The 26,610-nt window shown below is 42.0% G+C and carries 22 protein-coding genes; 20 read left to right on the forward strand and 2 right to left on the reverse strand.

The window, feature by feature from the left end; genetic code table 11:
- Positions 1 to 59 precede the first annotated feature (59 nt).
- From purC to purB, 18 genes are all read left to right on the forward strand, one after another.
- Complete coding sequence (purC, locus tag HMPREF0850_RS03625; protein WP_000038498.1) at positions 60 to 767, forward strand: phosphoribosylaminoimidazolesuccinocarboxamide synthase; 708 nt, start codon at positions 60 to 62, stop codon at positions 765 to 767.
- Between the two features lie 37 nt (positions 768 to 804).
- Positions 805 to 4,530: a phosphoribosylformylglycinamidine synthase gene (locus HMPREF0850_RS03630; protein ID WP_000361226.1), complete on the forward strand. Its 3,726-nt coding sequence runs from the start codon at positions 805 to 807 to the stop codon at positions 4,528 to 4,530.
- A 12-nt stretch (positions 4,531 to 4,542) separates the two neighbouring features.
- Positions 4,543 to 5,985: an amidophosphoribosyltransferase gene (gene purF / locus HMPREF0850_RS03635; protein WP_000220609.1), complete on the forward strand. Its 1,443-nt coding sequence runs from the start codon at positions 4,543 to 4,545 to the stop codon at positions 5,983 to 5,985.
- 44 nt (positions 5,986 to 6,029) lie between these two features.
- Positions 6,030 to 7,052: a phosphoribosylformylglycinamidine cyclo-ligase gene (gene purM / locus HMPREF0850_RS03640; RefSeq protein WP_000182566.1), complete on the forward strand. Its 1,023-nt coding sequence runs from the start codon at positions 6,030 to 6,032 to the stop codon at positions 7,050 to 7,052.
- Entirely contained in the window at positions 7,049 to 7,594 is a 546-nt protein-coding gene (gene purN / locus HMPREF0850_RS03645) for a phosphoribosylglycinamide formyltransferase (protein WP_000717496.1), read from the forward strand. The genes purM and purN overlap by 4 nt, the downstream gene beginning before the upstream one ends.
- Entirely contained in the window at positions 7,595 to 7,768 is a 174-nt protein-coding gene (locus HMPREF0850_RS13000) for a hypothetical protein (protein ID WP_164496992.1), read from the forward strand.
- Between the two features lie 26 nt (positions 7,769 to 7,794).
- On the forward strand, positions 7,795 to 9,342 hold the full coding sequence (gene purH, locus HMPREF0850_RS03650) for a bifunctional phosphoribosylaminoimidazolecarboxamide formyltransferase/IMP cyclohydrolase (RefSeq protein ID WP_000166542.1): 1,548 nt from the start codon (positions 7,795 to 7,797) through the stop codon (positions 9,340 to 9,342).
- A 116-nt stretch (positions 9,343 to 9,458) separates the two neighbouring features.
- The gene (locus HMPREF0850_RS03655) at positions 9,459 to 10,931 is read left to right on the forward strand and encodes an AAA family ATPase (protein WP_001128286.1); all 1,473 of its coding nucleotides are present in this window, start codon (positions 9,459 to 9,461) and stop codon (positions 10,929 to 10,931) included.
- Positions 10,932 to 10,947: 16 nt separating this feature from the next.
- Positions 10,948 to 11,592 (forward strand): DUF4435 domain-containing protein, encoded by a 645-nt coding sequence (locus tag HMPREF0850_RS03660; protein ID WP_009013799.1) that lies wholly within the window; start codon positions 10,948 to 10,950, stop codon positions 11,590 to 11,592.
- A gap of 517 nt (positions 11,593 to 12,109) precedes the next feature.
- Positions 12,110 to 13,372, forward strand: coding sequence for a phosphoribosylamine--glycine ligase (gene purD / locus HMPREF0850_RS03670; RefSeq protein WP_000772243.1), 1,263 nt, complete (start codon positions 12,110 to 12,112; stop codon positions 13,370 to 13,372).
- 89 nt (positions 13,373 to 13,461) lie between these two features.
- Positions 13,462 to 13,581 (forward strand): phosphoribosylaminoimidazole carboxylase, encoded by a 120-nt coding sequence (locus HMPREF0850_RS13075; protein ID WP_083791278.1) that lies wholly within the window; start codon positions 13,462 to 13,464, stop codon positions 13,579 to 13,581.
- 22 nt (positions 13,582 to 13,603) lie between these two features.
- Positions 13,604 to 14,095 (forward strand): 5-(carboxyamino)imidazole ribonucleotide mutase, encoded by a 492-nt coding sequence (purE, locus tag HMPREF0850_RS03675; RefSeq protein WP_000165485.1) that lies wholly within the window; start codon positions 13,604 to 13,606, stop codon positions 14,093 to 14,095.
- Entirely contained in the window at positions 14,082 to 15,173 is a 1,092-nt protein-coding gene (gene purK / locus HMPREF0850_RS03680; protein ID WP_000099051.1) for a 5-(carboxyamino)imidazole ribonucleotide synthase, read from the forward strand. The genes purE and purK overlap by 14 nt, the downstream gene beginning before the upstream one ends.
- 9 nt (positions 15,174 to 15,182) lie before the next feature.
- Positions 15,183 to 15,410 (forward strand): hypothetical protein, encoded by a 228-nt coding sequence (locus HMPREF0850_RS03685; RefSeq protein WP_000590469.1) that lies wholly within the window; start codon positions 15,183 to 15,185, stop codon positions 15,408 to 15,410.
- 56 nt (positions 15,411 to 15,466) lie between these two features.
- Complete coding sequence (locus HMPREF0850_RS03690) at positions 15,467 to 16,444, forward strand: hypothetical protein (protein WP_000057530.1); 978 nt, start codon at positions 15,467 to 15,469, stop codon at positions 16,442 to 16,444.
- Positions 16,411 to 16,662: an AAA family ATPase gene (locus tag HMPREF0850_RS12645; RefSeq protein ID WP_083791279.1), complete on the forward strand. Its 252-nt coding sequence runs from the start codon at positions 16,411 to 16,413 to the stop codon at positions 16,660 to 16,662. The genes HMPREF0850_RS03690 and HMPREF0850_RS12645 overlap by 34 nt, the downstream gene beginning before the upstream one ends.
- Positions 16,662 to 17,396, forward strand: a complete 735-nt coding sequence (locus HMPREF0850_RS03695; protein ID WP_000888883.1) for a hypothetical protein — start codon at positions 16,662 to 16,664, stop codon at positions 17,394 to 17,396. Before HMPREF0850_RS12645 ends, HMPREF0850_RS03695 begins: the two co-directional genes overlap by 1 nt.
- A 250-nt stretch (positions 17,397 to 17,646) precedes the next feature.
- Positions 17,647 to 18,945 carry an adenylosuccinate lyase gene (gene purB, locus HMPREF0850_RS03700; protein WP_000610729.1) on the forward strand — a complete coding sequence of 433 codons (1,299 nt, stop codon included), beginning with the start codon at positions 17,647 to 17,649 and terminating at the stop codon, positions 18,943 to 18,945.
- A gap of 57 nt (positions 18,946 to 19,002) precedes the next feature.
- On the opposite strand, the gene strH is transcribed toward purB, so the two are convergent.
- On the reverse strand, positions 19,003 to 23,013 hold the full coding sequence (gene strH, locus HMPREF0850_RS03705) for an LPXTG-anchored beta-N-acetylhexosaminidase StrH (protein ID WP_000764164.1): 4,011 nt from the start codon (positions 23,011 to 23,013) through the stop codon (positions 19,003 to 19,005).
- Between the two features lie 300 nt (positions 23,014 to 23,313).
- A complete protein-coding gene (locus HMPREF0850_RS03710) occupies positions 23,314 to 24,030 on the reverse strand; it encodes a GntR family transcriptional regulator (RefSeq protein WP_001007184.1) in 717 nt (238 codons plus the stop codon).
- A gap of 316 nt (positions 24,031 to 24,346) precedes the next feature.
- On the opposite strand from HMPREF0850_RS03710, the gene HMPREF0850_RS03715 reads away from it, so the two are divergent.
- The gene (locus HMPREF0850_RS03715; RefSeq protein WP_000196630.1) at positions 24,347 to 26,134 is read left to right on the forward strand and encodes a glycoside hydrolase family 35 protein; all 1,788 of its coding nucleotides are present in this window, start codon (positions 24,347 to 24,349) and stop codon (positions 26,132 to 26,134) included.
- Positions 26,131 to 26,607, forward strand: a complete 477-nt coding sequence (locus HMPREF0850_RS03720; RefSeq protein ID WP_000156968.1) for a PTS sugar transporter subunit IIB — start codon at positions 26,131 to 26,133, stop codon at positions 26,605 to 26,607. The genes HMPREF0850_RS03715 and HMPREF0850_RS03720 overlap by 4 nt, the downstream gene beginning before the upstream one ends.
- Positions 26,608 to 26,610 lie beyond the last annotated feature (3 nt).

Below are 26,610 nucleotides of genomic sequence, written 5' to 3' on the forward strand. Positions count from 1 at the left end.
GCTATTTCCGTTATTTTGTAGTAGAATGAAGTAAAGAAATACGAAAGGCGAACTTTAAAATGTCAAAAAAACTGATCTATTCGGGAAAAGCCAAGGATATCTATACAACTGAGGATGAAAATCTCATTATTTCGACTTACAAAGACCAGGCGACTGCTTTCAACGGTGTCAAGAAGGAGCAGATTGCGGGCAAGGGAGTCTTGAATAATCAGATTTCATCTTTTATTTTTGAAAAGTTAAATGCTGCTGGTGTAGCGACTCACTTTGTGGAGAAACTTTCGGACACGGAACAGCTCAATAAAAAGGTTGAGATTATTCCTTTGGAAGTTGTGCTCCGCAACTACACGGCTGGTTCCTTTTCAAAACGTTTTGGCGTTGATGAAGGTATCGCATTTGAGACTCCAATTGTCGAATTTTACTATAAAAATGATGATTTGGATGATCCATTTATCAATGATGAGCATGTGAAATTCCTTAAAATTGCGGATGACCAACAGATTGCTTACTTGAAGGAAGAAACGCGTCGTATCAATGAACTTTTGAAGGCTTGGTTTGCTGAGATTGGGCTTAAATTGATTGACTTTAAGCTAGAGTTCGGTTTTGACAAGGATGGTAAGATTATCTTGGCAGACGAATTTTCACCAGATAACTGTCGACTTTGGGACGCTGACGGCAACCACATGGACAAGGATGTTTTCCGTAGAGGTCTCGGAGAATTGACAGATGTTTATGAAGTTGTCTGGGAGAAATTGCAGGAATTGAAATAATCTGTTTGCAAGAGCTGAAATAAAGGAATAAGAATTGATGGATAAACGTATTTTTGTTGAAAAAAAGGCTGATTTTCAGGTCAAGTCAGAGAGTTTGGTAAGGGAGCTCCAGCACAACTTGGGACTGTCAACTTTGAAAAGTATTCGCATTGTGCAAGTTTATGATGTCTTTGATTTGGCAGAGGACTTGTTTGCACCTGCAGAGAAACACATCTTCTCTGAGCAGGTGACAGACCATGTTTTGGACGAAGCGGTTGTGCAAGCGGATCTTGCTAACTATGCTTTCTTTGCCATTGAAAGCCTGCCAGGGCAGTTTGACCAGCGTGCAGCTTCGTCACAGGAAGCCTTGCTTTTGCTGGGGAGTTCGAGTGATGTGACGGTCAATACAGCCCAACTTTATCTGGTCAATAAAGATATTGATGCGACTGAGTTAGAGGCGGTCAAGAACTACTTGCTCAATCCAGTTGATTCTCGTTTCAAGGACATCACGACAGGGATTGCCAAGCAGGAATTCTCAGAGTCAGACAAGACCATTCCTAAATTGACTTTCTTTGAAAGCTATACAGCAGACGACTTTGCTCGCTACAAGGCCGAGCAAGGGATGGCCATGGAAGTGGATGATTTGCTCTTTATCCAAGACTATTTCAAATCAATCGGGCGCGTGCCGACTGAGACGGAACTCAAGGTTTTGGACACTTACTGGTCTGACCACTGCCGTCACACGACTTTTGAGACCGAGTTGAAACACATTGATTTCTCAGCTTCTAAATTCCAAAAGCAATTGCAAGCGACTTATGACAAGTATATTGCCATGCGTGAGGAACTAGGTCGGTCTGAAAAGCCACAAACCTTGATGGATATGGCAACTATTTTCGGTCGTTATGAGCGTGCTAATGGTCGTTTGGACGATATGGAAGTGTCTGACGAAATCAATGCATGCTCGGTTGAAATCGAAGTGGACGTTGATGGTGTCAAGGAACCTTGGCTTCTTATGTTCAAAAACGAAACCCACAATCACCCAACGGAAATTGAACCATTTGGTGGCGCGGCTACTTGTATCGGTGGGGCTATTCGTGACCCATTGTCAGGTCGTTCCTACGTTTACCAAGCCATGCGTATCTCAGGTGCTGGTGACATTACAGCGCCGATTTCAGAAACGCGTGCTGGGAAATTGCCACAACAGGTCATTTCTAAAACAGCGGCTCACGGTTATTCTTCGTATGGTAACCAGATTGGTCTTGCAACGACCTACGTTCGTGAGTATTTCCACCCAGGCTTTGTAGCTAAACGCATGGAGTTGGGTGCCGTTGTCGGTGCTGCTCCTAAGGAAAATGTAGTCCGTGAAAAACCGGAAGCCGGCGATGTGATTATCTTGCTCGGTGGTAAGACTGGACGTGATGGTGTCGGTGGTGCAACGGGATCTTCTAAGGTTCAAACAGTTGAGTCTGTAGAGACTGCCGGTGCTGAGGTTCAAAAAGGGAATGCCATCGAAGAGCGCAAGATCCAACGCCTTTTCCGTAATGGCGATGTCACTCGTCTTATCAAGAAGTCTAATGACTTTGGAGCAGGTGGTGTCTGTGTGGCCATTGGTGAATTGGCAGATGGTCTTGAAATCGACCTCAACAAGGTTCCTCTTAAATACCAAGGATTGAACGGTACAGAAATTGCTATCTCTGAATCACAAGAACGGATGGCGGTCGTGGTTCGTCCTGAAGATGTGGATGCCTTCGTTGCCGAATGTAATAAAGAAAATATTGACGCGGTTGTTGTGGCGACAGTGACTGAAAAACCAAATCTAGTCATGCACTGGAATGGTGAAATCATTGTTGACTTGGAACGTCGTTTCCTTGATACAAACGGTGTGCGTGTTGTTGTCGATGCCAAGGTTGTGGACAAGGATGTCAAACTCCCAGAAGAACGTCAAACATCTGCTGAAACACTTGAAGCTGATACCCTTGCGGTTCTATCTGATCTCAACCATGCGAGTCAAAAAGGTTTACAAACTATCTTTGACTGTTCGGTCGGTCGTTCAACGGTCAATCACCCACTTGGTGGTCGCTACCAACTCACACCAACTGAGGCATCTGTGCAAAAATTGCCAGTTCAGCACGGTGTGACGCATACTGCGTCTGTCATGGCACAAGGTTTCAACCCTTATGTGGCAGAATGGTCTCCATACCACGGTGCCGCCTATGCGGTTATCGAAGCAACCGCTCGTTTGGTTGCTGCTGGTGCAAACTGGTCCAAGGCTCGCTTCTCTTACCAAGAGTATTTCGAACGCATGGACAAGCAAGCAGAGCGTTTCGGTCAGCCAGTAGCAGCTCTCCTAGGCTCTATCGAAGCACAAATCCAACTTGGCTTGCCATCTATCGGTGGTAAGGACTCTATGTCTGGTACCTTTGAAGAATTAACCGTACCACCAACCTTGGTTGCCTTTGGGGTGACGACGGCAGATAGCCGTAAGGTGCTCTCTCCTGAGTTCAAATCTGCTGGTGAAAACATCTACTACATTCCAGGTCAAGCACTCTCTGCAGAGATTGATTTTGAACTTATTAAGTCTAATTTTGCTCAGTTTGAAGCCATTCAAAAGGCTCACAAAGTAACATCTGCATCAGCTGTCAAATATGGTGGTGTCGTTGAAAGCTTGGCTCTTGCTACCTTTGGGAACCATATCGGTGCAGAGGTGATCTTGCCTGAACTTGAAACAGCTTTGACAGCTCAATTGGGCGGATTTGTCTTCACATCTCCTGAAGAAATTGCTGGAGTAGAGAAGATTGGACAAACAAGCGCAGACTTTACACTCCTTGTCAACGGTGTGAAGCTAGATGGACACAAACTTGACAGTGCCTTCCAAGGGAAACTGGAAGAAGTTTACCCAACAGAATTTGCACAAGCCAAAGAACTGGACGAAGTTCCAGCTGTCGCTTCTGACGCAGTCATCAAAGCCAAGGAAACTATTGAAAAACCTGTGGTTTACATCCCAGTCTTCCCAGGAACCAACTCGGAATATGATTCAGCCAAGGCATTTGAAAAAGAAGGTGCAGAGGTCAACTTGGTGCCATTCGTGACCTTGAATGAAGAAGCTATTGTCAAGTCAGTTGAGACCATGGTTGACAACATCGGCAAGGCCAATATCCTCTTCTTTGCAGGTGGCTTCTCAGCTGCGGACGAACCAGATGGATCAGCTAAGTTTATTGTCAACATCTTGCTCAATGAAAAAGTACGTGCAGCAATTGATAGCTTTATTGCTCGTGGTGGCTTGATTATCGGTATCTGTAATGGATTCCAAGCCCTTGTAAAATCAGGTCTGCTTCCATATGGAAACTTTGAGGATGCCAGCAGTACTAGCCCAACCCTCTTCTACAATGATGCCAACCAACACGTGGCCAAGATGGTGGAAACTCGGATTGCCAATACCAACTCACCATGGTTGAATGGAGTGCAAGTGGGCGATATCCATGCTATTCCTGTTTCGCACGGTGAAGGGAAGTTTGTTGTGACGGCTGAGGAATTTGCAGAGCTCCGTGACAATGGTCAAATCTTTAGCCAATACGTTGACTTTGACGGCAAACCAAGTATGGACTCTAAGTACAATCCGAACGGTTCAGTCAATGCCATCGAAGGAATTACCAGCAAGAACGGTCAAATCATCGGTAAGATGGGCCACTCAGAACGTTATGAAGACGGTCTCTTCCAAAACATCCCAGGAAATAAAGACCAGCACCTGTTCGCGTCAGCTGTGCGTTATTTCACAGGGAAATAAAAGGTATAAAAAATGACATACGAAGTAAAATCTCTTAATGAAGAATGTGGTGTTTTCGGTATCTGGGGACATCCAGATGCTGCCAAATTGACCTATTTTGGGCTCCATAGTCTTCAGCACCGTGGTCAGGAGGGGGCAGGGATCCTCTCCAATGACCAAGGGAAATTGAAGCGCCATCGTGATATGGGGCTTCTATCAGAAGTTTTCAAAAATCCTACCAAATTGGACAAACTGACAGGAACGGCTGCCATTGGGCATGTGCGTTATGCGACTGCAGGGGAAGCTTCTGCGGATAACATCCAACCCTTTCTCTTTCGTTTTCATGACATGCAGTTCGGGCTGGCCCATAATGGGAACCTGACCAACGCATCGTCGCTCAAGAAAGAACTGGAACAAAGAGGTGCTATTTTCAGCTCGACTTCCGATTCGGAAATCTTGGCCCACCTCATTCGCCGTAGTCACAATCCAAGTCTGATGGGCAAAATCAAGGAGGCGCTTAGTCTTGTCAAAGGCGGTTTTGCTTATATCTTGCTGTTTGAGGATAAATTGATTGCGGCCCTTGATCCTAATGGTTTCCGTCCGCTTTCTATCGGGAAAATGGCAAACGGAGCGGTGGTTGTTTCCTCTGAAACCTGTGCTTTTGAAGTAATCGGTGCGGAGTGGATTCGCGATGTGAAACCAGGCGAGATTGTCATTATTGATGACAATGGCATCCAGTATGATAGCTATACGAATGATACTCAGCTCGCGATTTGCTCTATGGAGTATATCTACTTTGCCCGCCCTGACTCCAATATCCACGGTGTCAATGTTCATACGGCACGGAAACGTATGGGTGCCCAATTGGCGCGTGAATTTAAGCATGAGGCGGATATCGTGGTCGGTGTGCCAAATTCCTCGCTGAGCGCAGCTATGGGATTTGCAGAAGAATCTGGTCTGCCAAATGAAATGGGTCTGATCAAAAACCAATACACCCAACGGACCTTTATCCAACCGACTCAAGAGTTGCGGGAGCAAGGAGTACGGATGAAACTGTCTGCTGTTTCAGGCGTTGTCAAAGGCAAACGTGTCGTCATGATTGATGATTCCATTGTTCGTGGGACAACCTCTCGTCGCATCGTTCAGCTATTGAAAGAAGCAGGTGCGTCTGAGGTTCACGTTGCTATTGGAAGTCCTGCGCTAGCTTATCCATGTTTCTACGGGATTGATATCCAGACTCGTCAGGAGCTGATTGCGGCCAATCATACGGTCGAAGAAACCTGTCAAATCATTGGTGCGGATAGCCTGACCTATCTTTCGATTGATGGCTTGATTGATTCTATCGGGATTGAAACAGATGCACCGAATGGCGGTCTCTGTGTCGCTTACTTTGACGGTGATTACCCAACTCCTCTCTACGACTATGAAGAAGAATATCGTAGAAGCTTGGGGGATAAGACCAGTTTTTACAAATAGACGGATAAAGACTCTCCGTTAAAGGAAAGGAAGAGGAGACAAAAATGACAAATAAAAATGCATACGCTCAGTCTGGTGTGGATGTTGAAGCGGGTTATGAAGTTGTTGAACGGATCAAAAAGCACGTGGCTCGTACGGAGCGTGCAGGTGTTATGGGAGCTCTAGGTGGTTTCGGTGGCATGTTTGACCTTTCAAAAACAGGTGTCAAGGAGCCCGTCTTGATCTCAGGAACTGACGGTGTCGGAACCAAGCTCATGTTGGCTATCAAGTATGATAAGCATGACACGATTGGGCAGGACTGTGTGGCCATGTGTGTCAATGATATCATCGCTGCAGGTGCGGAGCCCCTCTATTTCCTCGACTATGTGGCGACAGGGAAGAATGAACCAGCTAAACTGGAACAAGTCGTTGCTGGAGTGGCAGAGGGCTGTGTGCAGGCTGGTGCTGCTCTCATCGGTGGGGAAACGGCTGAAATGCCTGGTATGTATGGTGAAGATGACTATGACTTGGCTGGTTTTGCGGTCGGTGTGGCTGAAAAATCTCAAATCATCGATGGATCAAAGGTGGCAGAAGGAGATATTCTTCTCGGACTTGCTTCGAGTGGGATTCACTCAAATGGTTACTCACTCGTTCGTCGTGTCTTTGCCGACTATACAGGTGAGGAAGTCTTGCCAGAATTGGAAGGCAAGCAACTTAAGGAAGTTCTTCTTGAACCAACTCGTATCTATGTCAAGGCTGTCTTGCCACTCATCAAGGAAGGGTTGGTCAACGGCATTGCCCACATCACAGGCGGTGGATTTATCGAGAATGTCCCTCGTATGTTTGCGGCTGACTTAGCTGCTGAGATTGAGGAAAGCAAGGTTCCAGTGCTTCCGATTTTCAAAGTTCTTGAAAAATACGGTGAAATCAAGCACGAAGAAATGTTTGAAATCTTCAATATGGGTGTGGGACTCATGCTGGCAGTCAAGCCTGAAAATGTAGACCGTATCAAGGAATTACTGGATGAGCCAGTCTATGAAATTGGTCGCATAGTCAAGAAAGAAAACGAAAGTGTCATCATCAAATGAAAAAAATAGCGGTTTTTGCCTCTGGTAATGGCTCAAATTTTCAGGTGATTGCCGAAGAATTTCCAGTGGAGTTTGTCTTTTCAGACCATCGTGACGCCTATGTGCTGGAGCGTGCAGAAAAGCTCGGCGTCCTGTCCTATGCTTTTGAACTCAAGGAGTTTGAGAGCAAGGCGGACTACGAAGCAGCTCTTGTCGAACTCTTGGAAGAACACCAGATTGACTTGGTTTGTCTAGCAGGCTACATGAAAATCGTTGGGCCAACCTTATTGGCGGCTTATGAAGGTCGAATCATCAATATCCATCCAGCCTACCTGCCAGAATTTCCAGGAGCACATGGGATTGAGGACGCTTGGAATGCTGGGGTTACTGAGAGCGGCGTGACCATTCACTGGGTGGATTCGGGTGTGGATACAGGCAAGGTTATCAAACAAGTTCGGGTGCCAAGACTGGCTGATGATACCATCGAAAGCTTTGAAGCTCGCATTCATGAGGCAGAGTATAAGTTGTATCCAGAGGTTATTAGAGAATTGTTGGACAAATAAATGAAAAAATGGTTGGAAACATTTGCTTTGATTAGCTTGGTAATCGTTCTACGTTTACTGGTAAATTTCTTCTTCCCAGAGTTTCCCTATTGGGGGAGATTTTTACTGACAGTGATTTTAGGAGTCTTGGTAATCGTCTCCCTATACTTTATGAAAAGAAAATTGCCTAAGTAGAGAGTTTGAAAATGAAAGGAAGTAACATGACTAAACGCGCCTTAATCAGCGTCTCAGACAAAGCGGGCATTGTTGAATTTGCCCAAGAACTTAAAAAACTTGGTTGGGATATCATCTCAACAGGTGGGACAAAGGTTACCCTTGATAATGCTGAGGTGGAGACCATTGCAATTGATGATGTGACGGGCTTCCCAGAAATGATGGATGGTCGTGTCAAGACCCTTCACCCAAATATCCATGGTGGGCTCCTCGCTCGTCGTGACTTGGATAGTCACTTAGAAGCAGCCAAGGACAATCAAATTGAACTTATCGACCTTGTAGTGGTCAACCTTTATCCATTCAAGGAAACGATTCTCAAACCAGATGTGACCTACGCTGACGCAGTTGAAAACATCGATATCGGCGGGCCATCTATGCTTCGTTCAGCAGCTAAAAACCATGCCAGCGTGACGGTTGTAGTAGACCCTGCGGACTATGCAGTGGTTTTGGACGAGTTATCAGCCGATGGTGAAACGACTTACGAAACTCGCCAACGTTTGGCGGCCAAGGTTTTCCGTCACACAGCGGCTTATGATGCCTTGATTGCGGAATACTTCACAGATCAAGTAGGTGAAACAAAACCTGAAAAACTCACTTTGACTTATGATCTCAAGCAACCAATGCGTTATGGGGAAAACCCTCAGCAGGATGCGGACTTCTACCAAAAAGCTTTGCCGACAGACTACTCAATTGCATCAGCGAAACAGCTCAACGGTAAGGAATTGTCCTTCAATAACATTCGTGACGCTGATGCGGCTATCCGTATCATTCGTGATTTCAAAGACCGTCCAACAGTTGTGGCTTTGAAACACATGAACCCATGTGGAATTGGTCAAGCTGATGACATCGAAACTGCTTGGGATTATGCTTATGAGTCTGACCCAGTGTCTATCTTTGGTGGAATTGTCGTCCTTAACCGTGAGGTGGATGCTGCGACAGCTGGGAAGATGCACGATGTCTTCCTTGAAATCATCATCGCACCAAGCTATACGGATGAAGCGCTAGCCATTTTGACCAACAAAAAGAAAAACTTGCGTATCCTTGCCTTGCCATTCGACGCTCAGGATGCCAGCGAAGTGGAAGCAGAGTACACAGGCGTGGTTGGTGGTCTCCTTGTTCAAAATCAAGACGTGGTCAAGGAAAGCCCAGCTGACTGGCAAGTGGTGACCAAACGCCAACCAACTGAGACAGAAGCAACTGCTCTTGAGTTCGCTTGGAAAGCTATCAAGTACGTCAAATCAAACGGAATCATCGTAACTAACGACCACATGACACTTGGCGTTGGGCCAGGTCAAACCAACCGTGTGGCTTCAGTCCGTATTGCCATTGACCAAGCCAAAGACCGCCTTGACGGCGCTGTTCTTGCTTCAGATGCCTTCTTCCCTTTTGCCGATAACGTGGAAGAAATTGCCAAAGCAGGTATCAAGGCCATCATCCAGCCGGGTGGCTCTGTCCGTGACCAAGAATCCATCGAAGCTGCGGATAAATATGGCTTGACTATGGTCTTCACAGGTGTGAGACATTTTAGACATTAAGCAGACAAAGTTTCAATATAAATAAAAATTGATTATAATAACATTTGTAAAAAGTAAGCCGTAAGGCTTGCTTTTTGGTATAATTGTAATAAATAAAACTATCAAGGAGTATATGCATGCCTTTAATTGAGAAATTTAAAATTAATAATCTTCATAATTATTATGATGTTGAGTTGAATTTTAAGAATGATAAGACAATTTACATTGGAGAAAATGGTATTGGTAAGACGACTATTCTTTCAATACTTTATTATTTGCTTGATTTAAATTATGAGAAATTATTGAGTTTTGTTTTTGAAAGCATTGAGATTAAATTAGAGAGTAGAGAGCTTTTAAAGATTACTAAAAAAGATATTAGACAAATTAATATAGATAAGAGGAGTCATAGAAGACTGGTTCCTAGATTTGTAGTTGATGATTTACTCACGGGAATAAAACATGATGAAAATTTGATGGGAGAGTTATTGGAATTATGTAAAACAAAGGATTCAGATTTTGATATAAATGTTCAAGAATTGTACAGAAAATATGAATTATTTAGAGAATATCCTTTCCCTCTAGCTTCAAAAGCAATTAATGAGGTTCTTTATAGAATTAATCCGGAAGGGTATGTAAAAGTAATCAATGAGATAGAAAATATAAAAAATAAATATAAAATTTTATACTTCCCAACTTATAGAAGAATTGAGGAAGATTTACGTAAATTAAATATAGGTCCTAAAAATGTTGCTCCTGGAGAAGAGATATTAAATAGTAAATTTAGTGGAGAATTAATTCATTTTGGTATGGAAGATGTCGACCATAGGATAAAAGAACTATTAAATAAGATTAGTAAGGAAACCAACGAAAGTTACAATAATATGACTAGTGGTTTATTAAATACTTTTTCTAATGGGGAAAGTATTAAAATTTCTGGTGAGAATTTTGATCCTGAAGAAGTAGATATCGCTCTGTCTAGATTAGGTGATAAAATAACTGATGAAACTAAATCTATAATTTTAAGTAAGATACGTCAAGGTGTTTTGCACGAAGATAAATATTTGGACTATCTTGTTTCAAGTATTCTTGAAAATTATAGAACTTTGGCAGATATTGATAGTAGGATTAATGATTTTAATCAAAGAGTAAATAAATATTTGTTTAGGAAAAAATTTTATTATAATCCACAGTCGTTAAGGTTAGATATCAAGAGGATTGATAGTAACGGGGAGACTATTTTTAAGAAAAGTCAGGATGGAGAAAGAGTTGAAGATATTATTGATTTAAGTAATCTTTCATCGGGTGAAAAACAGTTAATTTCAACCTTTTCCAAGATATTTTTAGAAGATGAAAAAGAACTTGTTATTCTGTTTGATGAGCCGGAGTTATCTTTATCCGTTCCATGGCAAGAGGAATTTATTTATGATATTTCTCAAGCAAACAAGTGTAGATTTTTATTAACAGTAACTCATTCTCCGTTTATATATACCAATCTTTTACCTTATGCAGAACAGATTGATAATTGTATTAAAGAAACTTTACAAAATAGTGATAATAAATTTTCATTTATCTTTTTAGATGATGACAATGATGATGAATTGCCTTTTTAAATAAGGGGGATATAATTTGAAATCAGTAACAATAGAAAATCACCTAGAAAGTTTGACAGAATCCTCAGTTATTTGGGAAAGGTATACGAGAGATGCTAAGGCTAACCCCAATAGATATTTTGTGTTTTATGAAGGAAAAGATAGGCAGTATTATGATTGCCGAATACAAAATTTTACTAAAAATTATAACGCATATGGGGTTGGTGGTAAGAGTAAGGTGTTGGAATTAGTCGATAAATTTACTCATGAGAAGGGTTATAAATTAAAGAATAAATTATTTTTTATAGATAAAGACTATGAAAAACGCCGACTAGATTCTGATGTATATATGACTCCAAAATATGCAGTTGAAAGCTTTTACGTAAGCCAAACTGCAATCGAGAGAATACTGAAAATACATTATGGGATAAATGAAGATGATCAAGAATTTAGCATAGTATTAGATTGTTTTAACAAAAGATATAAAGAATTTATTCAACATCTGACGAATATGAATCTATGGGCAATTTGTTGCCAATTAAATGAGGTCAAAATAGACTTTGATTTGTTGGGGTTAAAAAATAATGCAGATAATATAGTTAAAATTAAGCATGAAAAGTTAGAATTATCAGTGAAAGATATAAGTTTTAATTTTTTGAAAGTATGTATGAGAAAATGCTAAGTGAGAAAATTAAAAAAGGTAGTGAAAAGAATGGCAGAGATTATGTCTCGGAGTTATCTATTTATAGAGATAGACGAGAACACATACACTACACTTTCGAAAATGATATAGAGGAATACCGTGTTCACATAGAGGATTATTCTAGAGGTAAACAGTTGTTATGGTTTTTAAAAGAATTTATATTATCCGTAGAGAATAAAAATGGTGGTATTCTGAAAAGACAATTTTTTATTGATGATAGAGCTATAATGACAGTGTTTACTAATTGTGCAGATACGCCTGATTGCTTGAATGACTACTTGAAAAGAAAATGTTGTTTGACATTCAACTAGTCTTTATTATATGTGGAAATTATATAAGATTAGATGACATTTTGAGTAAATTTTTAGACATTAAGCAAAAAAGGGGAAGAAAATAGTTTCTTTCCCTTTTTTGCTTAAAAATGCTTAACGAAACGAGATTAAAACGAACGTTTATGGTATAATGATGTTAAATAATTCGCAAAAGAGGTTAAGGAATGAAACTGCTTGTTGTCGGTTCGGGTGGTCGTGAACATGCGATTGCTAAAAAGTTACTGGAGTCAAAAAGCGTTGAAAAGATTTTTGTTGCTCCTGGGAATGACGGTATGACACTGGATGGGTTGGAATTGGTGGACATTTATATTTCCGAACATTCTAAATTGATTGAGTTTGCAAAAGCCAACGATATTGCTTGGTCCTTCATTGGTCCAGATGACGCCCTTGCTGCTGGAATCGTGGATGATTTTAACCAAGCTGGGCTCAAGGCTTTCGGCCCATCTCGTTTAGCAGCGGAGCTGGAGTGGTCCAAGGATTTTGCCAAGGAAATCATGGTTAAATACGGTGTGCCGACAGCAGCCTATGGCACATTTTCCGACTTTGAGGAGGCTAAGGCCTATATCGAAAGGCAGGGTGCTCCTATCGTCGTCAAGGCAGACGGCTTGGCGCTCGGGAAAGGCGTCGTCGTTGCTGAGACGGTTGATCAAGCGGTCGAAGCCGCTCATGAGATGCTCTTGGACAATAAATTCGGTGACTCAGGTGCGCGTGTGGTTATCGAAGAGTTCCTAGACGGTGAGGAGTTCTCCCTCTTTGCCTTTGCCAATGGTGACAAGTTCTACATTATGCCGACCGCTCAGGATCACAAGCGTGCCTACGATGGTGACAAGGGTCCTAATACTGGTGGGATGGGTGCCTATGCGCCAGTCCCTCACTTGTCACAGAGTGTGGTTGACACAGCGGTTGACACTATTGTCAAGCCAGTCCTTGAGGGCATGATCCAGGAAGGTCGCCCGTATCTTGGTGTTCTTTATGCAGGGCTTATCTTGACAGCAGACGGGCCTAAGGTCATTGAGTTCAACGCTCGCTTTGGAGATCCTGAAACTCAGATTATCCTGCCCCGCCTGACTTCTGACTTTGCACAAAATATCACTGATATTCTCGATGGTAAGGAGCCGAGCATCACTTGGACCGACAAGGGCGTGACTCTGGGTGTGGTTGTCGCGTCAAATGGCTATCCGCTAGATTATGAAAAGGGCGTTGAGTTGCCAGCTAAAACCGATGGTGACATCATCACCTATTATGCAGGGGCTAAGTTTGCGGAAAGTAGCAGAGCACTGCTCTCAAATGGCGGCCGTGTCTATATGCTAGTCACCACAGCCAACACTGTCAAAGAAGCCCAAGATACCATCTACCAAGAACTATCCCAACAAAAAACAGAAGGCCTTTTCTACCGAACAGATATCGGAAGCAAGGCAAACAAATAAGGGTGTAAAAGCGACGAAGTCGCCAAATACGATAATGGTCGTTTGATTTGCGAGCATTAGCGAGCTAATATAGAGCAATCACCGCCGTTGTGAAAGAACGATTGGATTATAAGCCAATCGTTCAGGGAAATCGGAAGACCTTGGGCTTCCGATTTAGGCATGAGACACCTTTGGTGGTGGCTGCTGCCGTCCCTCACAACCTAAGGTGATTGTTGAAAGGAAAGAAAAATTATGACTAAACCAATAATTTCCATCATCATGGGCTCAAAATCCGACTGGGCAACCATGCAAAAAACTGCCGAAGTCCTAGACCGTTTCGGTGTAGCCTACGAAAAGAAGGTTGTCTCTGCCCACCGTACACCAGACCTCATGTTCAAACATGCTGAGGAAGCACGTAGTCGTGGCATCAAGGTTATCATCGCTGGTGCTGGTGGCGCAGCCCATTTGCCAGGTATGGTAGCTGCCAAAACAACCCTTCCAGTCATTGGTGTACCAGTCAAATCACGCGCGCTTAGTGGCGTGGACTCACTCTACTCTATCGTACAGATGCCGGGCGGAGTACCAGTCGCAACCATGGCTATTGGTGAAGCGGGTGCGACCAATGCGGCACTCTTTGCCCTCCGTCTCCTGTCAGTAGAGGATCAGGCTATTGCAATAGCGTTAGCAGATTTCGCAGAAGAGCAAGGAAAAATCGCAGAGGAGTCTACCAATGAGCTCATCTAAAACAATCGGAATTATCGGTGGCGGTCAGCTGGGTCAGATGATGGCCATTTCTGCTATCTACATGGGGCACAAGGTCATCGCGCTGGATCCTGCGGCGGATTGCCCTGCCTCTCGTGTGGCGGAAATCATCGTGGCTCCCTATAACGATGTGGGTGCCCTCCGTCAGCTGGCTGAGCGTTGCGATGTCCTCACCTATGAGTTTGAAAATGTCGATGCTGACGGTTTGGACGCTGTTATCAAAGACGGTCAGCTTCCACAAGGTACAGACCTGCTTCGTATTTCGCAAAATCGTATTTTTGAAAAGGACTTTCTTTCAAATAAGGCTCAAGTCACTGTGGCACCCTACAAGGTTGTGACTTCAAGCCAAGATTTGGCGGAGATTGACCTATCGAAAAACTATGTCCTAAAGACTGCGACTGGTGGCTACGATGGACACGGACAAAAGGTTATTCGTTCAGAAGCAGACTTGGAAGAAGCTCATGCGCTAGCCGATTCAGCAGATTGCGTTTTAGAAGAATTCGTCAATTTCGACCTTGAGATTTCTGTCATCGTGTCAGGAAATGGCAAGGATGTGACGGTTTTCCCAGTTCAGGAAAATATCCACCGCAACAACATCTTATCTAAGACCATTGTCCCAGCTCGCATTTCAGAAAGTCTAGCTGAAAAAGCCAAAGCTATGGCAGTGAGAATCGCTGAGCAACTCAACTTGTCTGGAACTCTCTGCGTGGAAATGTTTGCGACGGCTGATGATATTATCGTCAACGAGATTGCGCCACGTCCACACAACTCAGGGCACTACTCAATCGAAGCCTGCGACTTCTCCCAGTTTGATACCCATATCTTAGGCGTTCTCGGAGCACCATTGCCAGTCATCAAACTCCATGCGCCTGCTGTGATGCTCAATGTTCTCGGCCAGCACGTCGAGGCTGCTGAAAAGTATGTCGCAGAAAATCCAAGCGCCCACCTCCACATGTATGGTAAAATAGAAGCGAAGCACAACCGCAAGATGGGACACGTGACTTTGTTTAGTGATACGCCGAATGAGGTGGAAGAGTTTGGGGAAGGGATTGATTTTTAGGAGAAATCTATGATTAAAATAATCGTAAATGCATTTGTTGAAAAGGATAAGAAGGGAGCAGTTGTCGAAGTTTTATATGCTAGTAGTAATCAAGAAAAAGTGAAAGCTAAGTATGAAGAACTAGTTGCTCGAAATCCAGAAAACTATCTAGCAATTTACGATTTACCACTTGATACAGATTTGAATACACTAGATCACTACCCATCTGTATGGATTGGGAAAGAGGAGGTTGAGTGATATTCGACAAAATAATGAGAAATGAATTTAAAATTTATTTTCAATAGGAGAATTTTATGGCACAAAAATTACTTATAGATTTTGAAGATACGTTGTCGACTATTGAGCTACCGTTAGGAAATAATGTTGTATTATTTGGTGAGAATGGGACTGGGAAAACTCGAGTATTAAAAACTATTAATTCAATTATTGAGTTGTCTAAGGCTAACTCTGATGTAAAATTGAGGAATATACTAAAAGATTTGAATATCAAAAATTTTAAAATCAATAATATTGGGTATGATGAAATATTTCAGGTCAAAGATGAAATAATCAATAAAGAAAATGAAAACTTTATTGATTATTTTAAATCGTATAAAGATATTTTTGAATCATATGTTGAATTAAAATTAGAGTTTATTTCTTCTGGGCTTGTTTTAGATAATTTTTCTAATTCTGATATCCGTAATACTAGGACAGCACTTGATTATTTTGTGAATAGTGATTTTCCTTATAATTTTCGTCCAAATTTAATTAGAAAATGGATTCGGGATGTGAGTAGGGTATCTATTAGTGAATTAAAAGATGATTCTCTAATTATGGCTACTAGAGTAGGTGTTGATCTTAAAGAATATGAGAGAATAATTTTTCAAATTATTAATAACTATTTTCATAATTTCGATGATCTTGAGTACTATAGAAAACCAAGACTTCTTAAAGATCAAAAAAGAAGATTGAGGAATGAGCTAGCAAGCTGGTCTTCAATGGTAATTTCAACAAATGAGAAAGATTTTGAAATATTTTTTACAGAAATTAGAAAACAAAGCCATGATCTACAAGCAGAAATTTTTGGTGCAGTTTGGGAAAGTAGTGGCCAGCAGTTAGAAATTGTTAATAAGATTAATAAGTTACAATCCAATGTTGAGCAATTTAACAGTGTCATAAAAAGGTATTTTGATTTAAAAATTGAATTAGATAAAAAGGGGAATTTCATTTTTATAAATCGGATAATGAACTTGATATTTCAAAGTTCTCATCTGGTGAACGTAATGTAATATTTTTATTTTTAAAACTAATTTTTACAGATACTGATATTTATTTAATAGATGAGCCGGAAGTTTCTTTATCTTTGTCATTTCAGAAGCGAATAATCGGAGATATATTTGATGTTGTTGGTGATAAAAAAGTTATAATAGCTACTCATGCGCCATATATATATAAAGATTTTAAAGCGTATAGTGAAGAAAACAAGGTAGTGAAGATAGAAAGATAATGTTAGAGGAAGAATTAGAAGAAGTATTAGAGATATACGATGAGATTGGAGCTGAGATAAGTTATAGGCCAGTTTGTTTAGTAGAAGGAAATAATAAATTTTTTTATCAACAAATTGAAGAGCTATACTCTTATGATGTACAAGATGGAGGAAATTGTATTGATATTATAAAAAAACTTGAAGAAGCGGGCACTAAAAACACGATTGGTATTATAGATGGTGATTATAGATTAGGGGAAAATGAGTTTAAGAATATAGTGAAAATAGATTATTATTCTATTGAGAATATTGCATTAGAACGAATTCCAGATTTTAAGATAATAGTCAAAGAATTACAAAATAAAAGTGACGACCCCAAAATTGGTATAGAAAATTTACGTAGTCATGATTTGAAGGTAAAGTATTTTCCAAAAGAAAGAGATAATCTAGAATTTTCTATTATACTATGTAGACAATATAATAGTCCAGATAGAATTGAGTATGTTGAAGATAAAATTCAAGAATTAGATTCTTTAATAAAATATAAGAATTTAAAAGTGGTCGTTGATAGTACTAGCAAATATTTAAAGATGAAACTAAAAATTAAAATAGCATATATTACTGATCTACATAAATATTTTGAGAATAGATCACTTAAGTATATTCTAGATAGTAAAGAGTTTCAAAATTTTATTTCTATTGATAACTCGATAAATAAACAAAAACGGGAGAAGAGGGGCAGTTCAAGTATTTGAATTCGGACTAAAAGCGTCCCTCCTCCTGTAAGATCTATTATAATAGAAAGTAACAAGGGTCTGTATCCTCTTAACTGAATACGGGCTACGGACTTCCTAATTGTAAACAAAGAAAGGGAATGGGCATCTAGTTTGCAGAACTGAATCCGGGCGGAAAGCTCGGAATTTAGATAAACCTCCTAGGACGTAAGCGTCCGTCGTTGGTTTCCTAAAATTCAGTCGCTTTCTAGTCGCCCTTGGTATCTTAATCATGATCAACCGTTACTCTCGCCCTGAGATGGCGAACATTTGGAGTGAAGAAAATAAATACCGTGCTTGGCTTGAGGTGGAAATCTTGGCTGATGAGGCATGGGCTGAGTTGGGAGAAATCCCTAAGGAAGATGTGGCTTTGATTCGCGAGAAGGCGGATTTTGACATCGACCGTATTTTGGAGATTGAGCAGGAGACGCGTCACGATGTGGTGGCTTTCACACGTGCGGTTTCTGAGACGCTTGGTGAGGAGCGCAAGTGGGTTCACTATGGGTTGACTTCTACCGACGTGGTGGATACAGCCTACGGTTACCTCTACAAGCAGGCCAACGACATCATCCGTCGTGACCTTGAAAACTTCACCAACATCATCGCTGATAAGGCTAAGGAGCACAAGTTCACCATCATGATGGGGCGTACCCACGGTGTGCACGCTGAGCCGACAACTTTTGGTCTTAAATTGGCGACTTGGTACAGTGAAATGAAGCGTAATATCGAGCGTTTCGAGCATGCAGCTGCTGGTGTGGAAGCTGGTAAGATTTCGGGTGCGGTTGGTAACTTTGCCAACATCCCACCATTTGTAGAGCAATACGTCTGTGACAAACTGGGTATCCGTGCTCAAGAAATCTCTACACAGGTGCTTCCTCGTGACCTTCACGCTGAGTATTTTGCAGTTCTTGCTAGCATCGCGACTTCAATCGAACGTATGGCGACTGAGATTCGTGGTTTGCAAAAGTCTGAGCAACGCGAAGTAGAGGAATTCTTTGCCAAAGGACAAAAAGGTTCATCTGCGATGCCTCACAAACGCAACCCTATCGGTTCTGAAAACATGACAGGTCTGGCACGTGTTATTCGTGGTCACATGGTGACGGCTTATGAAAATGTTGCTCTCTGGCACGAACGTGATATCTCGCACTCATCAGCTGAGCGCATTATCACACCAGATACAACCATTTTGATTGACTACATGCTCAATCGTTTCGGAAATATCGTCAAGAATTTGACAGTCTTCCCAGAAAACATGATCCGCAACATGAACTCTACGTTTGGTCTTATCTTTAGCCAACGTGCTATGTTGACTTTGATTGAAAAAGGCATGACGCGTGAGCAAGCCTATGACTTGGTGCAACCAAAAACAGCCTACTCTTGGGACAATCAAGTGGACTTCAAACCACTTCTTGAAGCAGATCCAGAAGTGACTTCGCGCCTGACTCAAGAGGAAATCGATGAAATCTTCAACCCTGCATACTACACTAAACGAGTGGATGATATCTTTGAACGTATCGGACTCGGTGACTAATCATAACAATAAAAAGCGAGATTCAATCTCGCTTTTTTGTATGCTTATCGAAGGGGTTTAATCTTCTTTTCTCTTAGTGAGTCCGTAGGCTGCTAGTGTGGCCATGAGTCCTGCTGCGACCAAGCCTGCAGAGTCTTGACTTCCTGTTGCAGGGAGTTGTTTTTCATCTGCTTTGCTAGTAGTTGTTTCAGCTTGCTCAGCTTTCTCAACGGCAGTTCCGACTTCGACAACCTGAGCTACCGCTTCCTGCGATACCGCACTATTGACAAGGGTTCTTTCTTCTTTTCCATCAGCAGTAGTGCTCACAGAGTAGAAGGCAGTACGGTAGCCGTTAGCTCCTTTAGTAACAACTTGTGTTTGTCCTTTTGGTAATTGAGGATTTTCACGTGTCACAGTAGTGAATGGAATTTCTTCCTCTTGAATGTCCAGTCTCGGTTTTGTTTCTGCGGCTGGAGCAAGACCGTGTTCGTCCCCTACATGGGTTACAAGGGTTCCGACTTCAATGATTTGTGTCACTGCTTCTTGCGTTACAAGGCTATCGACAAGAGTCTTCACTTCTTTGCCATCAGCACTAGTACTCACAGAGTAGTAATGACTGCGACGACCGTTAACACCTTTGGTAAGGATTTGAGTCTTCCCCTTGAGCAAGAGTGGATTTTCACGTGTTACGGTAGTGAACGGAATCTCTTCCTCTTGGATGTCCAGTCTTGGTTTCGCTTCGACAGCTGGAGCAAGGCCACTTTCATCCCCTTTGTGGGTAATAGGGGCACCGATTTCAACCACTTGGGTCACAGGTTTTTTGGTTATTTGGCTATCTAGAACCGTTTCTGTTTGTTTTCCATTTTCAGTAAGGACAGAGATGTAATGAGTGCGTTCGCCCTCTACACCTGGTGTGATGATCTTTTCCTGACCGGTTGGGAGGTTCGGATTTTCCTTCTTGATAACTTCAAATGGAATCTTTTCTGCTCTTGTGATGAGTTCCGGTTTGGTTTCAACGTTGGCAGCTAGTTCGTTTTCATCGAGGCTTCCTGAGTGAGTTGCTGCTGGTTTGAGGCCTAGGCGGGCTGCCTTGAGTTTGGTTACGAGAGCGTCTAACTCGGCTTGTTTGTTACGGTTAAGGTTGTAGTTGAGAGCTTCTTTAGCTGCATTTAGAGCATCCAAGCTTTCCTTACTGTATCCATCCAAGTTTGCAGGGATTTGAGCAAGTTCTTCACGGAGTGCGTTGTAGTTAGCGTGGAAGTAGTCTTTGTTATTGTCTGCAAAGGCAGTCATGAGTTCAAAGATTTCTTCTTCCTTGTACTCAGCACTTGGTTTGTCTGCCCAGATGGCAAGCATGCTTCCGACGGTTGGAAGGTCTACATCAGGATATTTGGTAGAAGCAAGCTGGTTAAATGGCACTTTGCCAGAGTTTTCAAGTGCCTTTGATAGTGGGTAGGCTTCGTCTGGTTTGTGATTACCTAGCACGTAGTACCAGTCTCCGTTTGTATTGAGGAGTTTATAGCCTTTGCTTGCAAGGTACTGAGGAGATGCAAGGTTGTAGCCCCACCATCCTTTAGACCAGTAAGAGATGATGACATCCTTGTCAAACTCAACATCATCCTTGTCCTCGTAGTAGAAACCATCGTTGAAGGCCATTGGTTGAAGGCCTCTTTCTTTGGCCATAGCAGCAAGGGTGTTAGAGTATTCAGCAAACTTGCCATAGAGCCCGTACCATTTGAGGTAGTACCAGCCTTGAGCGTTGGTAGCGTCATTAGCGTACTCGTCTGTACCGTAGTTGAAGATCTTAGTCTTGCCTGCAAAGAAGTCCATATACTTGCCGATAAGAGCTTTGACAAAGTTCATCGCTTCTTCGTTTTCGAGGTCCATGGTTGTTTTGGAGACCTTGTCGAAGTTGGCTTGAGGATTCTTGATTCCAAGTTTTTCCATAGCGACGAGCATGGCATCCATGTGCCCTGGGCTGTTAATCGCTGGGATGAGTCCGAGACCTTTTGATTTTGCGTACTCGATTAATTCAGTGATTTCTGCTTGACTAAGAGTGGTTCCGTTTGGATCATCGTAGTAAGCTTTTGTTCCTTCGATAATGGCCTTTTTGACATCGTCACTTGCATAGGTTTTACCGTTAGCAGTGATAGTCATGTCATCAAGTAGGAAGCGAAGTCCGTCATTTCCTAGGAGGAGATGAATGTCAGAATATCCAAGTTCGCTAGCTTTATCAATGATACGTTTGAGTTGCTCAGCTGAGAAGTACTTGCGTCCAGCGTCGATAGAGATTACCTTGTTCTTGGCAAGTTTTTCAACTTCGCGTTTCGCGTCTTCTTCTTTTTGAGCTTCTGGTGTGAAGGTTAGGTTGCTAACAGCTTCTTGAAGTTTTGCAATTGCTTGGTCAATGGTGTCTTGCTGGGCACGGCTGAGATTGCTGTCGAGTGAGCGAATGGCCTTTTCAGCTTCTTTGACAGCTGCGACACTTTCTGCAGTATAGCGGTTAAGGGCTGTTGGAACTTCTTTCAGAGCTTGCTCAGCAGACTCATAGTCAGCAGCAAAGTACTCAGCGTTAGCATTTGCGAAGCTACGCATGAGTTTGAAGAGGCGTGATGGTGAATAGCGTGCAGATGGGGTATCTGCCCAAGCAGCTACCATACCGCCGATAAATGGAATATCTGCCCCTTCAGATTTTGGCACCGAAGTGATTGGAGTGTTCTTGATACCATTGAGTCCTTGGTCCAGGTTGTACCAGCCTTGGCCATCTGCATTTCGTCCGAGAACGTAGTACCAAGCATCGTTGGTGTTTAGAATTTGGTGACCTTTTTCAACTAGAAGTTTAGAAGAAGCGACGTCGTATCCGCCCCATCCACCAGTCCACATAGAAACGATGATGTCTTTGTCAAAAGTTCCAAAGCTAGTGTCGCTATTATAGTAGATACCGTCATTGAAGGCCATTGGCTTGAGGCCGTGAGATTTGACGATGCGAGCAAGGTCATTGGCGTAGGCGATAAATTTGTCGTAACCCTTATCTGGGAAACCATCTTCTGGATACCACTTGTAGGCTTGAAGAACGCTCCAACCTTTGGCATCTGTAGCATCGTTGGCGTATTCATCTAGTCCGATGTTGAAGATATCAGATTTGCCAGCGAAGTATGCGGCATACTTGTCGATTAAAGCTTTGGTAAATTCAACAGCTTCTTTGTTATCAAGGTCAACGGTACGAGCAGATTCCTTACCAAAGTAGTTGAAATTCGGCTTTTGGATACCTAGTTCTTTCATGGCATGCAAAATAGCATCCATGTGGCCAGGGCTGTTTACAGTTGGGATGAGGCCAATACCTTTATCTTTGGCATAATTAATCAAGTCAGTCATCTGACTCTCTGTTAAGTGGTTGCCATTTGGATCCTTGTAGTAGGCATCAGTTCCGTTTTCGAGTGCACGTTTAACATCGTCACTTGCATAGGTTTTGCCATTGGCTTTGATGGTCATATCATCTAGCATGAAACGCATGCCATCATTTCCAACTAATAGATGGAGGTCAGTATAGCCGTAGTGTTTAGCCTTGTCGATGATTTCCTTGAGTTGATCTGGAGAAAAGTACTTGCGTCCAGCGTCGATTGAGATCATTTTTCTTTTGGCCAGTTTTTCATTTACCTGACTTGCTCGTTCAGTGCTCGGAGCAACTGCAGCAGGCGTTGCTGGTTCATTTTTCTTTTCTTCGTCAATTTTAACTGGTTCTGATTGTTCTTTTGAAACAGGAGTAACTTTTTCAGCGACTGGAGTCTCGTCAGCTTTCTCTGCAACTACTGGGGATTCAGTTTTTTCGACTGTTGGAGCGAGTGTAGCTGAAGCATCCTTCTCCTCCTTGTTTTTTGCTTCACCCCTTTCTTCAAGCTTGCTTTCAACCGATGTCTCAGCATCCTGTGGCTGTCCCTGAGCAGTTTGAGCTGTGCTTGGATTTTCTGGTGTTGGAGTGACGCTGTCGGCAGACGCGACTTGGGTACCAAAGGCAAATCCTATGAGTACAGAAGCTGCCCCAATCGCGTACTTACGAATGGAGAAGCGCTGTTTCTTTTCTAGTTTCATGATAAAACCTCCCTATTATTATATTGTATGATAACGTTTTCACAAAACTGTTTTTATTTTATTATCTAAGATATAAAAAGTCAAGCGGCTTTATGAAAGAACTATAATAAATGGAGAAAATCATAAGATTAGGAAGCTGTTTTTTGATTCGTTTGTTTTTGTGGAAAACCAGTAGTTTCTATTTAACTTGTTTTTAGTAAAAGCGCTACTAATTAAAGATTCACCCTTTCTCGCCTGTTCATTGCAAATCAAGCGTGCTATAATGAAATAGAAAAAGCCGAGCTAGGCTCAGGCTTTTTCTTAATGACCTCGGTTACATGAGATGAATTTGATTTTGTAGTAGTCTGCTCGCTTATAAGTTTCGCTATAGGCAAGGACTTGGCCAGTGGCCTCAAGTTTTGTAGTCTTGGTTTGGAAGACAGTTGGGAATTGTGTATCGATTCCAAGTACAGAAGCAGCGTGCTCTGGTGTTGGAAAGGCAATCTCGTTGATTTCCTCAAAATGCTCATCAGTCATGTGAATGCGGTAATCCAGCTTGAAACGTTTATAGATAGAACTATAATAGTCAAGATTTGGATAGTTGGCATTGATGTATTGCTCAGGAATATAAGAAGTGTGGTAGATATAGGTCACATCGTTTGTTTGACGTGTCCGTTCAATCTTGTAGTAGAACTGGTCTCCACGCAAACCAAGTTTTTCCAAATATTCAAGCTTATTTCCACGTTCGATAGAAAGGACAGTTACCTTATCGTCTTTTGTTTCAAAAATTTCTACGTCTGAAAACTCAACGAGTTTGTGCTTACGAGCGCGTGAAACAAAAGTTCCTTTTCCTTGCTGGCGGACAATATAGCCATCTTTGGCAAGGTCGTTCAAAGCACGAACAACTGTGATAGAACTGACATCATACATGGCGATCAACTCTGCTTCAGTATAAAACTTGTCTCCACTCGCAAATTGACCTGAAATGATTTTATTCTTGAGTTCGTCTTTAATATATTGGTATTTTGGAATAGCCATAATTGCACCTCAATTTTTTTCTTTCTCCTTCTTTGATTTTACCACAAACACAAAGAAAATAGTAGCATTTAGATGAAAAAATAACATAATACATTAAAAATATTATTTTGCACATATATAAAAGTGTCATCTAAACAGAGGTCGTGCAAAAGCCCTCATCTTATGCCATTTTTTAGATAATTTTGGTAAAAAAGAAGTAAAAAAATAGAAAAATTTTAAATAATTTTCTAAAACCTATTGACAAATGCACGAGATTTGATTATAGTTAATATTATAACAAATGAAAGCGCAAACTTAATTTGTCAGAGGTAATAACATGACAAGATTTAAAATTGAGGACGATTTCTATTTAAACGAAAAACCGTTCAAGATTTTGTCCGGCGCCATTCATTATTTTAGGATTCCAGAAGAGGATTGGTATCATTCTCTCTACAACTTAAAGGCGCTTGGCTTTAATACAGTTGAGACCTATGTGGCTTGGAATTTACACGAACCTGTTGAAGGGGAGTTTGATTTTGAAGGTGCCAGAAATTTGGAGAGATTTCTTCAAATTGCACAAGATTTGGGACTTTATGCTATTGTGCGTCCGTCTCCATTTATCTGTGCAGAGTGGGAGTTCGGTGGCTTACCAGCTTGGCTCTTGACCAAGCCCATGCGAATCCGCTCGTCCGACCCGGCCTACATTGAGGCAGTTGCTCGCTATTATGACCAATTATTGCCAAGGCTTGTGCCTCGCTTGTTGGAAAATGGCGGAAACATTCTCATGATGCAAGTTGAAAACGAGTATGGCTCTTATGGAGAAGATAAGTCTTATCTGAGAGCGATTCGGAAATTGATGGAAGATCGAGGGATTGATTGCCCACTCTTTACTTCAGACGGTCCTTGGAGAGCGACTCTGAAAGCCGGAACATTGATCGAAGATGATCTCTTTGTGACAGGGAATTTTGGTTCTAAGGCTCCTTACAACTTTTCACAGATGCAGGAATTCTTTGATGAGCATGGTAAGAAATGGCCCCTCATGTGCATGGAATTCTGGGATGGCTGGTTCAACCGTTGGAAAGAACCTATCATCACGCGTGATCCAAAAGAGTTGGCAGAAGCTGTTCGAGAGGTGTTAGAGCAAGGATCCATCAACCTTTATATGTTCCATGGCGGAACAAACTTTGGTTTCATGAATGGCTGCTCGGCTAGAGGAACTTTAGACCTGCCACAAGTTACGTCTTATGATTACGATGCCCTTCTTGATGAAGAAGGAAATCCAACTGCTAAATACCTAGCAGTTAAGAAGATGATGGCAACACACTTCCCGGAGTATCCACAGTTGGAACCGCTTTACAAGGAAAGCATGGAAATGGAATCCATTCCACTAGTCGAAAAAGTTTCCTTGTTTGAAACCCTGGATAGTCTGGCAAGTCCAACTGAAAGCCTCTATCCAAAAGCGATGGAAGAACTTGGTCAAAGTTATGGTTACCTTCTTTATCGTACCGAAGCAAGTTGGGATGCAGAAGAGGAACGTCTCCGTATTATCGATGGACGTGACCGAGCTCAACTCTATGTAGATGGTCAATGGATCGCCACTCAATACCAGACAGAAATTGGTCAAGATATCTACTGTCAGGGCAACAGAGAAGGCTTTTCAGAGATTGACATCTTGGTCGAAAATATGGGGCGTGTCAACTACGGACATAAGTTCTTGGCAGATACGCAACGTAAAGGAATTCGGACAGGTGTCTGCAAGGATCTACATTTCATGTTAAATTGGAAACAATATCCACTTCCATTGGATAATCCTGAGAAAATTGATTTTTCAAAAGGATGGACAGAAGGACAACCAGCCTTTTACGCTTTCGACTTCACCGTTGAAGAGCCTAAGGATACCTACTTAGATTTATCTGAGTTTGGTAAGGGAGTTGCCTTTGTCAACGGGCGTCACCTAGGACGTTTCTGGAATGTCGGCCCGACCCTCTCACTTTATATCCCTCATAGCTATCTCAAGGAAGGTGATAACCGCATCGTCATCTTTGAAACTGAGGGCGAATATAAAGAAGAGATTCATTTAACTCGTAAACCTACACTAAAACACATAAAGGGGGAAAACTTATGACAATTGTAGGATGCCGTATCGATGGACGTTTGATCCACGGTCAAGTAGCCAATCTTTGGGCAGGGAAACTAAACGTTTCGCGCATTATGGTTGTAGACGATGAAGTCGTTAACAACGATATTGAAAAGAGTGGCTTGAAACTTGCTACACCACCAGGTGTAAAACTTAGTATCTTGCCGGTTGAGAAAGCAGCAGCGAATATCCTTGCTGGTAAATACGATAGCCAACGTCTCTTTATCGTTGCACGTAAACCAGACCGTTTCCTTGGTTTGGTTGAAGCAGGTGTTCCGCTTGAAACACTCAATGTCGGCAATATGTCTCAAACACCAGAAACTCGCTCTATCACACGTTCTATCAATGTGGTAGATAAGGATGTGGAAGATTTCCACAAACTAGCAGAAAAAGGTGTGAAACTCACTGCTCAAATGGTTCCAAATGATCCAGTTTCAGACTTTTTGAGCTTATTAAAATAGGAA

The sequence above is a fragment of the Streptococcus sp. M143 genome (genome assembly GCF_000162495.1).
GTDB classification, from domain to species: domain Bacteria; phylum Bacillota; class Bacilli; order Lactobacillales; family Streptococcaceae; genus Streptococcus; species Streptococcus dentisani.

Coding starts and splice junctions, on each gene's coding strand:
- purH (WP_000166542.1), top strand. CDS start 7,795: ATGACTAAACGCGCCTTAATCAGCGTCTCAGACAAAGCGGGCATTGTT.
- strH (WP_000764164.1), bottom strand. CDS start 23,013: ATGAAACTAGAAAAGAAACAGCGCTTCTCCATTCGTAAGTACGCGATT.
- purF (WP_000220609.1), top strand. CDS start 4,543: ATGACATACGAAGTAAAATCTCTTAATGAAGAATGTGGTGTTTTCGGT.
- purB (WP_000610729.1), top strand. CDS start 17,647: ATGATCAACCGTTACTCTCGCCCTGAGATGGCGAACATTTGGAGTGAA.
- purK (WP_000099051.1), top strand. CDS start 14,082: ATGAGCTCATCTAAAACAATCGGAATTATCGGTGGCGGTCAGCTGGGT.
- HMPREF0850_RS13000 (WP_164496992.1), top strand. CDS start 7,595: ATGAAAAAATGGTTGGAAACATTTGCTTTGATTAGCTTGGTAATCGTT.
- HMPREF0850_RS03630 (WP_000361226.1), top strand. CDS start 805: ATGGATAAACGTATTTTTGTTGAAAAAAAGGCTGATTTTCAGGTCAAG.
- HMPREF0850_RS03690 (WP_000057530.1), top strand. CDS start 15,467: ATGGCACAAAAATTACTTATAGATTTTGAAGATACGTTGTCGACTATT.
- HMPREF0850_RS03710 (WP_001007184.1), bottom strand. CDS start 24,030: ATGGCTATTCCAAAATACCAATATATTAAAGACGAACTCAAGAATAAA.
- purE (WP_000165485.1), top strand. CDS start 13,604: ATGACTAAACCAATAATTTCCATCATCATGGGCTCAAAATCCGACTGG.
- purN (WP_000717496.1), top strand. CDS start 7,049: ATGAAAAAAATAGCGGTTTTTGCCTCTGGTAATGGCTCAAATTTTCAG.
- purM (WP_000182566.1), top strand. CDS start 6,030: ATGACAAATAAAAATGCATACGCTCAGTCTGGTGTGGATGTTGAAGCG.
- HMPREF0850_RS03685 (WP_000590469.1), top strand. CDS start 15,183: ATGATTAAAATAATCGTAAATGCATTTGTTGAAAAGGATAAGAAGGGA.
- purD (WP_000772243.1), top strand. CDS start 12,110: ATGAAACTGCTTGTTGTCGGTTCGGGTGGTCGTGAACATGCGATTGCT.
- HMPREF0850_RS03720 (WP_000156968.1), top strand. CDS start 26,131: ATGACAATTGTAGGATGCCGTATCGATGGACGTTTGATCCACGGTCAA.
- purC (WP_000038498.1), top strand. CDS start 60: ATGTCAAAAAAACTGATCTATTCGGGAAAAGCCAAGGATATCTATACA.
- HMPREF0850_RS03655 (WP_001128286.1), top strand. CDS start 9,459: ATGCCTTTAATTGAGAAATTTAAAATTAATAATCTTCATAATTATTAT.
- HMPREF0850_RS03695 (WP_000888883.1), top strand. CDS start 16,662: ATGTTAGAGGAAGAATTAGAAGAAGTATTAGAGATATACGATGAGATT.
- HMPREF0850_RS03715 (WP_000196630.1), top strand. CDS start 24,347: ATGACAAGATTTAAAATTGAGGACGATTTCTATTTAAACGAAAAACCG.